The following is a 14,578-nucleotide window of genomic DNA, read 5'->3' as shown; positions in this document are numbered from 1 at the left end:
CTATAAATTAAAAAGAGGTTTCATTTTGATATAATAGCTTATTACAATTATCAAAACATTAACAATCGCTAAAATAATAATAATTTTTTTACCATTTTTAAACTTGAACTTTAAATGTAGTAATAAAAAAAAAGCCATTATCAATATTGTAAAAATTGCAGGATACAAATTAAAAGCAGCTGTAAAATCACCTTTTATAACAGAAAGTAAAGATCTTTGAAAACCACAACCTAAACAATCTATTCCAAAAAGTTTTTTGTTTAAACATGGCAACATGTAATCTTCTAAACTCAAAATTTAAATGTGTGTTTTTTGATATTGTTCAAGTATTTTTATCAAATTTATTTAAACATGTCCATTCCTGGAATGTTTGGCATTCCTTTTTTTGCTGCAACTGCCATTTCGGCTTCATTAATTTTTGATGCTTTTTCAATCGCTTTATTTAATGTGATAATTAAAAAATCTTCTAATTCTTCTTTATCACCAAGAAGTGTTTCATCTATAGAAATTGATTTTATTTCTCTGTTTGCTGTTAGCGTTACTTTAATTTTTTTATCAGCAGAAGTTTCATCAACCAAAACAGAATCTAATCTCGACTTTGTTATTTCTACTTCTTTTTGAGCTTCTTTAAGCTTATTCATCATTCCTGATAAGTCTCCAAACATATTTTTTATTTTAATATTTAATAGATTGCAAAATTACTAAATTAGTAATAAAGTTAAATCAAAAAAAAATGAGAAAAATATGTGTAACAACAATATTAATAAGTCTTATTTTTGCAACCGCTTGTAAAAATGATACGAAAGATATGAAGAGTACAGATGCACAGTTTCCAATTGCTGATAAACAGCCTACAAAACTAGAAAAACATGGAGATATAAGAATTGATAATTACTTTTGGATGCGTTTATCTGATGCCCAAAAAAATGCAATTGTAAAAGATGAACAGACACAAAAAGTAGTTGATTATTTAGAGGCAGAAAATGCATATTTTGATAAAGTAACCGATTATACTAAGAAATTTAAGGAAAATTTATTTCAAGAAATGAAAGGTAGAATTAAAGAAGATGATTCTTCTGTGCCTTATAAAGATAACGGTTATTATTACATAACTCGTTATGAAATAGGGAAACAATATCCTATTTATAGCCGAAAAAAAGACAATTTAGAAGCACCAGAAAAAGTTCTTTTTGATGTAAATGAATTAGCAAAAGGTTTTGAATATTTTAAATTAGGAGGATTAAATATTTCGCCGGATAATAAATTAGCCGTTTTTGCAACAGATACAGTTAGTAGAAGACAGTATTTTTTACGAATTAAAAACTTAGAAACAGGCGAAATTTATAAAGATATTATAGATAATACAAGTGGTGGTTCTGTTTGGGCAAATGATAATAAAACTATTTTTTACACCAAGAAAAATCCAGAAACATTAAGAAGCGAGAAAATTTTTAGACATGTTTTAGGAACTCCAGCATCTGAAGATGTAGAAATTTATCATGAAGAAGATGATACTTTTGGAACTTATGTAACCAAAACAAAATCTGATGAATATATTATTATAGGTTCTCATAGTACACATTCATCTGAAGCACAATTTTTAGATGCGAATAATCCAACAGGAAAATTTAAATTAATTCAAGCAAGAGAAAAAGAGTTAGAATATGATATTTCTCAATATAAAGAGCATTTTTATATTTTAACAAATAAAGATGGTGCAACCAATTTTAAATTGATGAAAACGCCTATTTCTAAGCCAACAAAAGAAAATTGGGTAGATGTAATTCCGCATCGAGAAGAAACGTTATTAGAAGATTTTTCTATTTTTAAAGAGTATTTAATTCTAGAAGAACGTACAAATGGCTTAAATAAAATTAGAATTAAACGTTGGGATAACAAAGAAGATTATTACTTGCCTTTTAATGAAGAAACTTATTCTGCTGGTGTTTTTGGTAATCCAGAGTTTGATACTGATATTTTAAGATATGCTTATAATTCTTTTACAACACCAAGTTCTGTGATTGATTTTAATATGAAAGATCAATCTAAAGATATTAAAAAAGAGCAAGAAGTTTTAGGAGGAAAGTTTCATAAAGAAAATTATGAAAGTAAACGAGTTTGGGCAACTGCAAGAGATGGAAAAAAAGTTGCTGTGTCATTGGTACATCATAAAAACACCAAACTAAATGAAAATACGCCATTATTACAATATGCTTATGGTTCTTATGGTCATACAGTTTCTGATAGTTTTTCTACAACTCGTTTAAGTTTATTAGACAGAGGTTTTGTATTTGCTTTGGCTCATATTAGAGGAAGTCAATATTTGGGTAGAGAATGGTACGAAGATGGAAAAATGTTTCATAAAAAAAATACGTTTACAGATTTTGTAGATTGCTCTAAATATTTAATTGATAACGGTTATACTTCTTCAAAACATTTGTACGCAATGGGCGGTTCTGCAGGTGGTTTGTTAATGGGTGCTGTTGTAAATATGAATCCAGAATTGTACAATGGTGTTATTGCTGCGGTTCCTTTTGTAGATGTAGTTTCTACAATGTTAGATGATAGTATTCCTTTAACTACAGGAGAATATGACGAATGGGGAAATCCTAATAACAAAGATTCTTATGAGTATATAAAATCATATTCACCATACGATCAAGTTGGGCATCATGCATATCCAAATATGTTAATTATTACAGGTTTTCATGATTCTCAAGTACAGTATTGGGAGCCAGCAAAATGGATTGCAAAGCTTCGTGAGTTAAAAACGGATACCAATTTATTGATGTTACATACAAACATGGATTCTGGTCATGGAGGAGCTTCTGGACGATTTGAAGCTTTAAAGGAAACAGCAGAAGAGTTTACTTTTTTATTAGCACTAGAAAATAAATTGGAATTGTAAAAAAATAAGTGTTAAAATTCAATTTTTATAATTCAATTAGGTTGTGTATTTTTGCACTCGATTAAAAAAATGAAACGTCATTGCGTTTGACTTCACTTTTACATAGCTTTTAATAAAGTGTGTTTTAAAAAGTAATAAAGCAATATCACAAAAAAAAGAGTATTTCTTAATTACTGATGATAGAAGTTAAGGTACTTGCAATGACGTTTTACTTTTTAAAAAGTTAGAATGACAAGAAATCAAGGTATTACCGAGAATATTTTAAAACTAGTAGGAGAAACTCCTCTCGTTAAATTAAATAACATAACGAAAGATTTAAAAGGTTCTTACTTTGCAAAATTAGAGGCTTTTAATCCTGGGCATTCTGCAAAAGATAGAATTGCTTTACATATTATAGAAGATGCAGAAAAAAAAGGAATTGTAAAAAAAGGATTTACAATTATAGAAACTACATCTGGAAATACAGGTTTTAGTTTGGCAATGATAAGTATTGTTAAAGGCTATAGATGTATTTTAGCAGTAAGCGATAAATCATCTGTAGATAAAATAGATATGTTAAGATCAATGGGAGCAGAAGTACATATTTGTCCTGCAAACGTTGCTCCAGATGATCCAAGATCTTATTACGAAGTTGCTAAAAGAATTCACAAAGAAACAAAGAGATCTGTATACATTAATCAATATTTTAATGAGTTAAATATAGAAGCACATTATAGATCTACAGGTCCAGAAATTTGGAAACAAACTGAAGGTAAAATTACGCATTTAGTTGTTGCAAGCGGAACAGGAGGTACAATTTCTGGAACAGGAAAATATTTAAAAGAGCAAAATCCGAATATTAAAATATTAGGTGTAGATGCTGTTGGTTCTGTGTTAAAAAAATACCATGAAACAGGTAAGTTAGATCCAAAAGAAATAAAACCTTATAAAATTGAAGGTTTAGGTAAAAATTTAATTCCTACTGCAACAGATTTTGATGTAATAGATGTGTACGAAAAAGTGACTGATAAAGAAGCAGCTTTTACATCAAGAGAAATTGTAAAAAGCGAAGGTATTTTTCCAGGTTATACATCTGGTGCTGTATTACAAGCAGCTAGACAATATGCAGATTCTGGTATGTTCGATGACGAAAGCTTTGTGGTACTTATTTTTCCGGATCATGGCTCTAGATATATGAATAAAATATACAATGATTCTTGGATGAAGAAACAAGGATTTCTATAAAAATAATACTTATCAACTATTTTGAATAACTGTAAAAAAAGCAGTTAATTTGTAATACTTAAAAACAAAGAACATGACGAAAGATTTATTTGAAAGAATAAAAGAAGACAAAGGTCCTTTAGGAAAATGGGCAAAACAAGCCGAAGGATATTATGTGTTTCCTAAACTAGAGGGACCTATTTCTAATAGAATGTCCTTTAACGGTAAAAAAGTAATTACTTGGAGTATTAATGATTATTTAGGCTTAGCTAGTCATCCTGAAGTTTTAAAAGTAGATGGAGCAGCTGCTACAGAGCATGGAATGGCTTATCCAATGGGAGCTAGAATGATGTCTGGACATACAAAATATCATGAACAATTAGAAAAAGAATGTGCAGAATTTGTTGAAAAAGATGCTGCATATTTAGTAAACTTTGGATATCAAGGTATGGTTTCTGCTATTGATGCTTTAGTTTCTAAAAACGATATTATTGTGTATGATATGGATACACATGCTTGTATTATTGATGGTGTAAGATTACATGCTGGTAAACGTTTTGTATATCGTCATAACGATATGGAAAGCTTCGAAAAAAATATAAAGCGTGCCAAAAAAATGGCAGAACAAACAGGTGGAGGAATTTTAGTGATTTCTGAAGGTGTTTTTGGAATGCGTGGAGAACAAGGTCGTTTAAAAGAAATTATTTCGTTTAAAAAAGAATATAATTTTAGATTGTTAGTAGATGATGCTCATGGTTTTGGAACTCTTGGCAAAGATGGAAAAGGAACAGGAGTAGAGCAAGGTGTGCAAGATGAAATAGATGTTTATTTTGCAACTTTTGCAAAATCAATGGCTGGTATTGGTGCTTTCTTTGCTGGTGATAAAGATGTAATTCAATATTTACAATATAATATGCGTTCTCAAATGTTTGCAAAATCATTACCAATGGCAATGGTTAAAGGAGCATTAAAACGTTTAGATATGTTGCGTACAATGCCAGAGTTAAAAGAAAAATTATGGCAAAATACGAATGCTTTACAATCTGGTTTACGTAACGCTGGTTTCGATTTAGGAACTACACAAACTTGTATAACTCCAGTATATTTAAAAGGAGATATTCCAGAAGCGATGGCAATGGTAAATGATTTACGTGAAAACCACGGTGTTTTCTGTTCTATTGTTGTGTATCCTGTAATTCCTAAAGGGTTAATTATTTTACGTTTAATACCAACAACAACACATACACAAGAAGATATAGATTTAACTATTAAAGCCTTTTCTGCAATTAGAGAATTATTAGAAAACGGAACTTATAAAAAGATTGCAGCTTCAATGATGTAATTTTTAGACTTTAAATATTAGAAAACCGAACAGAAATGTTCGGTTTTTTTATGATCCAATATTTTATTTTAAATATGAGAGAACGCTGTTTTGTATTAGATGGTTATAAATATTTCTTGGTTTTTATTTAATTCTCCAACTAAAATTCATTTTAATGCCCATTCCTTTTTCTGATTCTATAGAGATAATTCCATAGTTTTCCGAAATAATTTTCTTTACAATTGCAAGGCCAATACCTGTGCTTTTAACATCTTCATTGACATCTAATTGACTAAACATTTTAAATATTTTATTATGATATTTAGGGTCGATTCCTGGGCCATTATCACTTACAGAAAATATATATTCATTATTTTGTTTTACAACAGATATATGTATAATAGTGTGTTTTTTATCGTTATATTTTATGGAATTACTTAGTAGGTTTTGAAAAACATGATTTAATTCAATTTTGTTAGCATAAATTTCTAAATCCTCATCAGGAAGATGAATTGTGTTTTTTTGTTGATTGTCTACAACTCCTATAACTTTATGCAATAAATCATTTAGTTTAAACCATTCTTTTTGTTTATTCCCTTTGGCTACTTTAGAATATTCTAAAAGGCCATTAATTAAAGCATCCATTCTTGCAACCACATCTTTTAATAAGTTTATATGGTTTTTTGTATCAGCATGTAAAGTAGTTTTAAGATCTTCTTCAATAAATGAAACAAGTGCATGTACAGACACTAAAGGCGTTTTTAAATCGTGAGAAACAATATGATTAAAATCGTCTAATTCTGCATTATAATTTTCTAAAAGTTTTAAATTTTCTTCAAGCTCAAGGTTTGCTCTTGATAGTTGATTTGATTGTGTAGAAATTTCTTTTTTCTGTTGTAATGCAATTTCTTTTGAATGTTCAAGTTCTTGAAATGAATCTGAAAAACGTTTCATTAAAAGCATAGAAAGGAGTAAAAAAACCAGTATATATCCAAAATTTACATAAATTATGGCATTTCCGTTTTCTCCTAAAAAGAAAAAAACATGTATGTAAAAAATAATAGAACCTAATATTATACTTAAAAGAAGCAAAATAGATTCAAGTCGTTTTGCAATAATTGCTTTTATAACTACTAATGTAACATAGATTAAATTAATGATCATTAGTATTAAAAACGGAATAAGTAATTTTGTGAAATGAGGAGGAGATAAAGAAAAAATAAGTATTACAAGTGCTAAAAAACTAAAAACAATAATTTTAGAATACGCTCTATAAATAAAATTATAGAAAATATTATTAAAAAATAAACTTCCTGATGCTCCTGCTAAAAACAAGGTAATATATTCAAACTTCGTTAATAAAATAAAGCTAATAGAATCGAAAATAACTGTAAAAGGAGCATATCGATCACTTAAAGATATATAAGATAAAGAGATACAAAGAATAGCAAAATAAAGAATTGCCTTGTCTTTGTTCCAATATATTAAATAGAAAAATAAAAAGAAAACACCTATAAAACCTAAGCACCCAATAAAAATCATGTCTGCCATAATTCTTTTAGATTTTAAATCATGCAAATGATTACTGGCACCTAGTATTAGTGGTTTGTCAAGACCTCCTTTATTATGATAATAATTAGCAACTTGAATAACAATTTCAAAATTATTTTCATCAGTATTTAACGGAATAATTTGAGAAAATCGTCTATGAATTGTTTTAGATCTCGTTTTACCAACGTGACCCATTTCAGAAAAAAAATGGCCATTTATCCATATTCTAGAAGATGAATATGCGGAGGGAATATATAATGAGACGTGAGGTCTATTTTTGTTAATTCTAAAATTTAATCGATAAGTAGCATATCCAAAAGAAGGTGATCTATCAGTTTTGGGAAGATTAAATTCAGTCCAATCTTTAAGTGTTACAATTTTAAAAGGTTTGTAATTATTAAAATTTCCTGGTATTATTAAATCGTTCCAATAAAATTCCCAATTAGTATCGAGATAAATTTCAGAATCATCGTTAATTTGCGTATCTCGAAGATCTATTATATTAGTTTTCTCTTCAATTAGCTTAAAAGCAAAGGAATATTGCAAAAAAAATAATAAAATAAAACAACTTATAAACCTCAAATTATGATATTTTATTAACTAATTATTTCTTTTAAAAATTATTGTGTACAAAACTACTTTTATATTTCGGTTGACTAAAGTACTTATAATTTATATAATTTTCAATGATTAAAATAAGATTTAAAATTATAGCAGTTCATAAAACAATAATTTCTAACTTATAGGGTTGATTTATAGTTATTAACTGCTTTTACTTTTTGTTAAGTTTTTTTTAACAAAATAATTTACACGGTATTTATATAGTAATCAAAACTTTTATTACATATTTTAAATAACTGTATATTTGTTTTAAATCAAACCAAATAGTATGAAAAATACAGTCTATTTTTTGTTATTAATTGCAACATTCATTTCTTGCAATTCTTTAGATAATACATCTAAAAGTAAAATAGATTTTGAAGGAATTTCTGAAAACATAAAACCCGGAGATAATTTCTTTGAACACGTTAATAAAGTTTGGTTAGATTCTGTTGTTATTGCTGATGATCAAGTTGGTGTTGGTTCGTATAGTTTTTTGAACATTCCCCAGAAAAAATTATTAGAAAATATTTTAATAGAAGTATCCGCAGAAAACCATAAAAAAGGAAGTATTGAACAAATGGTTGGTGATTTTTATACTTCGGGCATGGACACAATTAACATTAATAAAAGAGGTTTTGAGCCTTTAAAAGCAACGTTTAATAAGATTGATGAAATAAATTCTGTTGCTTCTTTAATGGTTTTTGTAGCTAACGAGATGAGTTTAGGAACTCAGTCAATCATCAGTATGTATGTGTCGTCAGATAATGAAAATAGTAATGTAAACATGCTTCATTTTGGGCAATCTGGTTTAGGTTTACCAGATCGTGATTATTATTTTAAATCTGATGAAGCAACGGTTGCTATCCAAGATGCATATAAAAAATACATTAGCACATTATTTACTTTATCTGATGAAAATGAAGCTGAAAGTAAAGCAGCAATTGTATACGAAATTGAAAAAAAGTTAGCAGTATCTCATAAAACAAGAATTGAACGTAGAGATATTAAAGCCAATTTCAATAAAATAAATGTTATCGAACTTTCAAAAAATGAGCCTAATATTGGTTGGGCAACTTTATTAAAACAATTAAATTTAAAGGCAGATTCTATAGATATTGAACAACCTAATTATTATAAAGAGTTAAATTCGATGTTGGTTTCAATTCCTATTTCTAATTGGAAAATATATTTAAAAGCGAACACTTTATCTATTTATGCAAATATATTAAGCAAACCTTTTCAAAATGCAAGCTTTGAGTATACAAAAGTTTTATATGGGCAAGATACGCAGAATACACGTGCACAATTAATGGTTAAAAAAGTTGATAGACAGCTAGGTTTTGCTCTCGGCCAGTTATATGTAAAACGCTATTTTAACGAAGATGCAAAACAACGAGTTTTAGATTTGGTAAATAATTTGCAGAAAGCATTTGAAAACAGAATCAATCAATTAGATTGGATGAGTGATGCAACAAAAAAACAAGCGAAAGAAAAATTATATACAATTACTAAGAAAATTGGTTATCCAGATGTTTGGAGAACTTACAACGCAAACATTGAAAAAGATGCATATTTTGAAAATGTTGTTGCTTTAAATAAAAATGCATATCAATATAATATTGCAAAATTAAACAATCCGCCAAATAGAGATGAATGGGGTACAACGCCAGCAACAGTTACAGCTTATTACAATCCGCCTTTAAATGAAATTGTTTTTCCTGCCGGAATATTACAATTTCCATATTTTGATATTACTGCTGATGATGCTGTTAATTACGGTGGAATAGGAATGGTTATTGGTCACGAATTAACGCATGCTTTTGATGATCAAGGTGCGCAATTTGATAAAGATGGAAATGTGAAAAACTGGTGGACAGATGAAGATTACACCAAATTTAAAGCCAAAACACAATTAATGATTGATAGATATAATTCGTTTACAGTATTAGATTCACTTAAGATAAAAGGAGCTTTAACAGTTGGAGAAAATACTGCAGATAACGGCGGAATTGCAATTGCGTATGATGCTTTTAAGCTTACAGAACAAGGTAAAAGCGATACTAAAATTCAAGGTTTTACACCAGATCAGCGTTTCTTTTTATCAATAGCAAGAATATGGCGTGTTAAAACAAGAGATGCTTATTTGGCAAATTATATTAAAACAAATCCGCATTCGCCACCAATTTGGCGTGTAAACGGACCTTTAATGAATTTTGATCCTTTTTATGATGCATTTAATGTACAGCCAGGAGAGAAAAATTATAAAACTGATGCTGAAAGAATTAAGATTTGGTAAAAGTCTATTTAAAATACTAATTTCTAAAAATTAAAGTAAAAACCTCATCGATAAAAATATCCTTTTAGTATAGTTAATTAACTTATACATCTATTACAGTTTTATAAGATTAGATATAGTTTCACATTTGTAGTGTTAATTTAAAACATTAAAAAAATGAAATTATTTCTGATTATAGCAAGTTTCTTTATTTTGCAATTATCTTTTGCTCAAGAAACAGCTAATACAACACAAAAAATATGGTCTTTACAAGATTGTATTGATTATGCTTTAGAAAATAATATTACTATTAAAGACGCAATATTAAATAAAAATATTGCCGAAATTGATTATAGTACTTCTAAATCATCTAAACTACCCAACCTTTTTGGTAGTGCTTCACAAAGTTTTTCTAACGGAAACACGATCGATCCTATTACTAGTAGTTATGTAACAGAACAAATACATAGTACAAATGTGGGGATTAATACTTCTATGACTTTATTTCAAGGAAACCAAATAAATAACCAAATAAAACAAAATAAAATTTTATTTGATCAAAGTATTTTTGAAGAAGAAGTAGCAAAAAATAACATTGTTTTAAATATTTTAGAAACCTATTTACAAACTTTATACAGTAAAGAAAGTATTGTAATTGCTCAAAATAATTTAATAGCTTCAGAAGCAGAAGTTTTAAGAGCAAAATCTAGATTAGATGCAGGTACGATTGCTTTAAGCGATTATACAGAAGCTCAAAGTCAAGCAGCAACAAACAAATACAATGTTATTAGTGCAAAAAATGACTATCAGCAATACATAATTGTATTAAAACAATTGTTAGAATTATCGCCAATAGACGAAATGGAAGTTGAATCTGTTGATGAGAATTTAGATTTATTAAATATCGAATTAAATAAAGTAGAAGTTTATAAAAATGCATTAGGTTATTTGCCCGAAATTCAATCAAGTAGTCTAAATGTTGATGCAAACAAAAAGCAATTAGAGATAGCTAAAGGAGGATTCTTACCAACGTTAGCATTATCTGGTAGTTTGGGTTCTGGTTATACTAGTATAAGTGATAATACTTTTTCTGATCAGTTTGATGTGAATTTTAATCAGAAATTAGGTTTGTCTTTAACGATTCCTATTTTTAATAGAAATCAAACAAAAGCAGCAGTAAAAACTGCAAACATTAATATTGAAAAAGCAGAAATACAAAAACAAACAACAGAAAAAGAAGTGTATAAAAAAGTTGAAACTGCTTACCAGAATGCAATGTCTGCACAAGAGCAGGTAATAGCTGCCGAAGCATCTAAAGAAGCTGCAAAAGATAGTTATCAATTAGCGCAGAAAAAATATGAGTTAGGAGATTTAAGTACTACAGATTTAGTAATAAGTCAAAACACGTATACTAATGCACAACAAAATTATTTACAAGCTAAATACTTAAATATTTTATATCATCAATTATTACAATTTTATCAAGGAAACAAAATCAAACTATAAACAATATTCTCATGAAAAATAATAGAACAATCATAATAAGCAGTATTTTAATTTTGGTACTTGCTATTGCAGCTTACTTTTTCTTTAAAAATGATGATGCTATAATTATAGAAGCTAAAACAATTACAGCAAAGAAATCTAATGTAACTACCATGGTTACAGCAACTGGTACTATAGAACCTATAAATCAAGTTGATGTTGGTACACAAGTATCTGGAGTTGTAGAAAAAATATATGTAGATTATAACAGTGTTGTTAAAGCAGGGCAATTAATTGCAGAATTAGATAAAACGAATTTAAAAGCTTTTAAAACACAAGCACAAGCTTCTTATGACAATGCAGTAACGCAAAGAAATTATATGAAAACAATTTACGAAAGACAAAAATCGTTGTATGATAATCAAGTAATTAGTAAATCAGATTTTGATGAAGCAACCTATAATTACAAAACTGCAAAAGGTACAGTTACTCAACGTTTATCAGATTTGCAAACTGCAAATACTAATTTAGGTTATGCAAATATTTATTCGCCAATTGATGGGGTAATCTTGTCTAGAGATATAGATGAAGGGCAAACTGTAGCTGCAAGTTATAGTACACCAACATTATTTACAATTGCTCAAGATTTAAAAGAAATGCAAGTAGAAGCAGATGTAGATGAGGCAGATATAGGAACAGTAAAAGAAGGACAAAGAGTAGAGTTTACTGTAGATGCTTATATAGGAGAAACATTTAATGGAGTAGTAACTCAAGTGCGTTTAGACCCAACTGTAACTTCTAATGTAGTAACTTATACAGTTGTAATTAAGGCAGATAATGAAGATTTAAAATTAAAACCAGGTTTAACAGCAACTATTTCTGTATATACTTTAGAATTAAAAAATGTTTTGTCCGCAGAAGCTAAGGCAATTAATTTTAAACCAGAAGCAGAAATTTTATCAACCTATAATTTACATCATAATTTACCTGAAACTACTTTTAATAATTCTTCAAAAAATAAAACACTTTGGGTATTAGGTAAAGATAAAAGTATTACCGAAAAAATAGTAACATTAGGTGCAAGTGATGGTGTAAATGTTCAAATTTTAAGCGGAGTTAATGAAGGAGATAAATTGGTTTATAGTTTAAAAGGTGTTTCTAAATCAGAAGGAAAACCTGGAGGAGCTGCAGGATCAGGTGAGAGTCCGTTTATGCCAAAACCACCAGGATCAAAAAAATAAAAGCCATGACTAAAGAAATTATTAAAATAGAAGACTTAAAACGAGAGTTTATAATGGGAACCGAAACGGTTCATGCCCTAAGAGGTATTTCTTTTAATATTAAAGAAGGAGAGTTTGTTACCATTATGGGATCTAGTGGTTCTGGTAAAAGTACATTGCTAAATATTTTAGGATGTTTAGATCAACCAACTTCTGGAACTTATGAAATTGATGGTGTAAAAGTAAAAGATTTAAGTAGAAATGATTTGGCAACTATCAGAAATGAAAAAATAGGTTTTATTTTTCAATCGTATAATTTATTAGCAAGAACATCTGCAATAGAAAATGTTGAATTACCTTTAATTTATAATAGTAAAGTTTCTACAGAAGAACGAAGAAAAAGAGCAATTGAAGCATTAGAAATGGTTGGTTTGGGTGATAGAATGGATCATACACCAGCACAACTTTCTGGAGGACAACAACAACGTGTTGCTATTGCAAGGTCTTTGGTAAATAACCCAGTTATGATTCTTGCTGATGAAGCTACAGGTAACTTAGATACAAGAACATCCTATGAAATTATGTCTTTGTTTCAAGAACTAAATAAAAAAGGGATTACGATTACTTTTGTAACACATGAACCAGATATTGCTACATTTAGTAATAGAACAATTGTATTAAAAGATGGGCATCTTATTAAAGATTATAAAAATGAGAATATACAATCTGCAGCAAAAGAATTAGCGAAATTACCTAAACAAGAAGACTAATTATGAGACTATTAAATCTATTAAAAATTGCATTTAAGGCTATCGTTTTAAATAAAACAAGAACCTTACTAACTATGTTGGGTATAATTATTGGGGTAGCTTCAGTAATTGCCATGTTAGCTATTGGAGAAGGTTCTAAAGAAAGTATTAGAACAACAATTTCTAGTATGGGATCTAATATGATTACTATAAGACCTGGAGCTGACGATAGAGGCCCAGCTAGAGGTAGTGGAGGAAACGTTCAAACTTTGATACTTAAAGATTATGAAAAAATAAAAGAAGAAGCTAACTTGTTAAGTTACATTACACCAGTTGTAAATAGTGGAGGCCAAGTAATTAATGGTTCTAACAACTGGCCAAGTACTATTTATGGTGTAAATCCAGAATATCTTAATATTAAAGTAGTAGGGTTACAAAGCGGAAGTATGTTTACAGATGCTGAAGTAAAATCGGCTTCAAAAGTAGTTTTAATAGGCCAAACAGTTGTGGATAATGTTTTTCCTGATGGTCAAGAACCAATTGGTCAAATGATTCGTTTTAATAATATTCCGTTTAAAGTAATTGGTGTATTAGAAGAAAAAGGAGAAAACACCTTTGGTCAAGATCAAGATGATGTTGTTATAGCACCTTATACAACAGTTCAAAAACGTATTTTGGCTATCGATTATTTAAATCAAATTATGGCCTCGGCTGTTAGTGAAGATGATGCACCAGAAGCAGTAACACAAGTTACAGAAATTTTACGTTCTCAACACAAATTAATGGATAATGAAGATGATGATTTTACAGTTCGTTCTATGGAAGAGTTAATTTCTACATTTAGTTCTACAAGCGAAATGTTAACTGTTTTATTAGTTGCAGTTGCAGGAATATCACTCTTAATTGGAGGAATAGGAATTATGAATATTATGTATGTTTCCGTAAAAGAACGAACTCGAGAAATTGGATTACGAATGGCAGTTGGTGCTAAAGGATCAGATATATTAATGCAATTTTTAATTGAAGCTATTTTAATAAGTATTACCGGTGGAATTTTAGGGGTTATATTAGGTCTTAGTGCTACAGTTTTTATAGAGAAATTTTTAAATTGGCCTACAAGCGTTGCTTTATATTCTATAATAATCTCATTTGTAGTTTGTGCAGTAACTGGTATTTTCTTCGGATGGTATCCTGCAAGAAAGGCATCAGCATTAGACCCTATAACAGCTTTACGTTATGAATAATAAAAAGAATAGAATCAAT

11 protein-coding genes are annotated in these 14,578 nt (G+C 28.8%); 8 read left to right on the top strand and 3 right to left on the bottom strand.

Annotated features, from left to right (window positions below):
* Both BLT70_RS07965 and BLT70_RS07960 read right to left on the bottom strand, forming a co-directional pair.
* Window positions 1-294 carry a DUF2752 domain-containing protein gene (locus BLT70_RS07965; protein WP_231962845.1) on the bottom strand — a complete coding sequence of 98 codons (294 nt, stop codon included), beginning with the start codon at window positions 292-294 and terminating at the stop codon, window positions 1-3.
* A 47-nt stretch (window positions 295-341) separates the two neighbouring features.
* Window positions 342-665, bottom strand: a complete 324-nt coding sequence (locus BLT70_RS07960) for a YbaB/EbfC family nucleoid-associated protein (RefSeq protein WP_091893317.1) — start codon at window positions 663-665, stop codon at window positions 342-344.
* Window positions 666-808: 143 nt separating this feature from the next.
* Between BLT70_RS07960 and BLT70_RS07955 the strand changes: the two genes are divergently transcribed.
* The 3 genes from BLT70_RS07955 (at window position 809) to BLT70_RS07945 (ending at window position 5,453) form a co-directional block, all read left to right on the top strand.
* Window positions 809-2,908: a S9 family peptidase gene (locus tag BLT70_RS07955; protein WP_091893315.1), complete on the top strand. Its 2,100-nt coding sequence runs from the start codon at window positions 809-811 to the stop codon at window positions 2,906-2,908.
* 228 nt (window positions 2,909-3,136) lie between these two features.
* Complete coding sequence (locus BLT70_RS07950) at window positions 3,137-4,132, top strand: PLP-dependent cysteine synthase family protein (protein ID WP_091893314.1); 996 nt, start codon at window positions 3,137-3,139, stop codon at window positions 4,130-4,132.
* Between the two features lie 73 nt (window positions 4,133-4,205).
* Window positions 4,206-5,453 (top strand): pyridoxal phosphate-dependent aminotransferase family protein, encoded by a 1,248-nt coding sequence (locus BLT70_RS07945; RefSeq protein ID WP_091893312.1) that lies wholly within the window; start codon window positions 4,206-4,208, stop codon window positions 5,451-5,453.
* Between the two features lie 123 nt (window positions 5,454-5,576).
* On the opposite strand, the gene BLT70_RS07940 is transcribed toward BLT70_RS07945, so the two are convergent.
* Window positions 5,577-7,529 carry an ATP-binding protein gene (locus tag BLT70_RS07940; RefSeq protein ID WP_091893309.1) on the bottom strand — a complete coding sequence of 651 codons (1,953 nt, stop codon included), beginning with the start codon at window positions 7,527-7,529 and terminating at the stop codon, window positions 5,577-5,579.
* Window positions 7,530-7,872: 343 nt separating this feature from the next.
* Between BLT70_RS07940 and BLT70_RS07935 the strand changes: the two genes are divergently transcribed.
* The 5 genes from BLT70_RS07935 (at window position 7,873) to BLT70_RS07915 (ending at window position 14,559) form a co-directional block, all read left to right on the top strand.
* Entirely contained in the window at window positions 7,873-9,882 is a 2,010-nt protein-coding gene (locus BLT70_RS07935) for a M13 family metallopeptidase (RefSeq protein WP_091893308.1), read from the top strand.
* Between the two features lie 156 nt (window positions 9,883-10,038).
* Window positions 10,039-11,367, top strand: coding sequence for a TolC family protein (locus BLT70_RS07930; RefSeq protein WP_091893306.1), 1,329 nt, complete (start codon window positions 10,039-10,041; stop codon window positions 11,365-11,367).
* Window positions 11,368-11,378: 11 nt separating this feature from the next.
* Window positions 11,379-12,587 (top strand): efflux RND transporter periplasmic adaptor subunit, encoded by a 1,209-nt coding sequence (locus tag BLT70_RS07925; RefSeq protein ID WP_091893304.1) that lies wholly within the window; start codon window positions 11,379-11,381, stop codon window positions 12,585-12,587.
* A 5-nt stretch (window positions 12,588-12,592) separates the two neighbouring features.
* A complete protein-coding gene (locus BLT70_RS07920) occupies window positions 12,593-13,336 on the top strand; it encodes an ABC transporter ATP-binding protein (RefSeq protein ID WP_091893302.1) in 744 nt (247 codons plus the stop codon).
* A 2-nt stretch (window positions 13,337-13,338) separates the two neighbouring features.
* Entirely contained in the window at window positions 13,339-14,559 is a 1,221-nt protein-coding gene (locus BLT70_RS07915; protein WP_091893300.1) for an ABC transporter permease, read from the top strand.
* Window positions 14,560-14,578: the final 19 nt, after the last annotated feature.

Origin of the sequence: Polaribacter sp. KT25b, from assembly GCF_900105145.1 — a bacterium.
Classification (GTDB): domain Bacteria; phylum Bacteroidota; class Bacteroidia; order Flavobacteriales; family Flavobacteriaceae; genus Polaribacter.
The sequence above is the reverse complement of the archived record's forward strand: the minus strand, read 5'-3'. Positions and strand labels throughout refer to the sequence as shown.

Bases quoted from the DNA above. Each gene is read 5' to 3' on its own strand.
- BLT70_RS07960 (WP_091893317.1), bottom strand. From the start codon at position 665: ATGTTTGGAGACTTATCAGGAATGATGAATAAGCTTAAAGAAGCTCAA.
- BLT70_RS07955 (WP_091893315.1), top strand. From the start codon at position 809: ATGAAGAGTACAGATGCACAGTTTCCAATTGCTGATAAACAGCCTACA.
- BLT70_RS07950 (WP_091893314.1), top strand. From the start codon at position 3,137: ATGACAAGAAATCAAGGTATTACCGAGAATATTTTAAAACTAGTAGGA.
- BLT70_RS07945 (WP_091893312.1), top strand. From the start codon at position 4,206: ATGACGAAAGATTTATTTGAAAGAATAAAAGAAGACAAAGGTCCTTTA.
- BLT70_RS07935 (WP_091893308.1), top strand. From the start codon at position 7,873: ATGAAAAATACAGTCTATTTTTTGTTATTAATTGCAACATTCATTTCT.
- BLT70_RS07930 (WP_091893306.1), top strand. From the start codon at position 10,039: ATGAAATTATTTCTGATTATAGCAAGTTTCTTTATTTTGCAATTATCT.
- BLT70_RS07925 (WP_091893304.1), top strand. From the start codon at position 11,379: ATGAAAAATAATAGAACAATCATAATAAGCAGTATTTTAATTTTGGTA.
- BLT70_RS07920 (WP_091893302.1), top strand. From the start codon at position 12,593: ATGACTAAAGAAATTATTAAAATAGAAGACTTAAAACGAGAGTTTATA.
- BLT70_RS07915 (WP_091893300.1), top strand. From the start codon at position 13,339: ATGAGACTATTAAATCTATTAAAAATTGCATTTAAGGCTATCGTTTTA.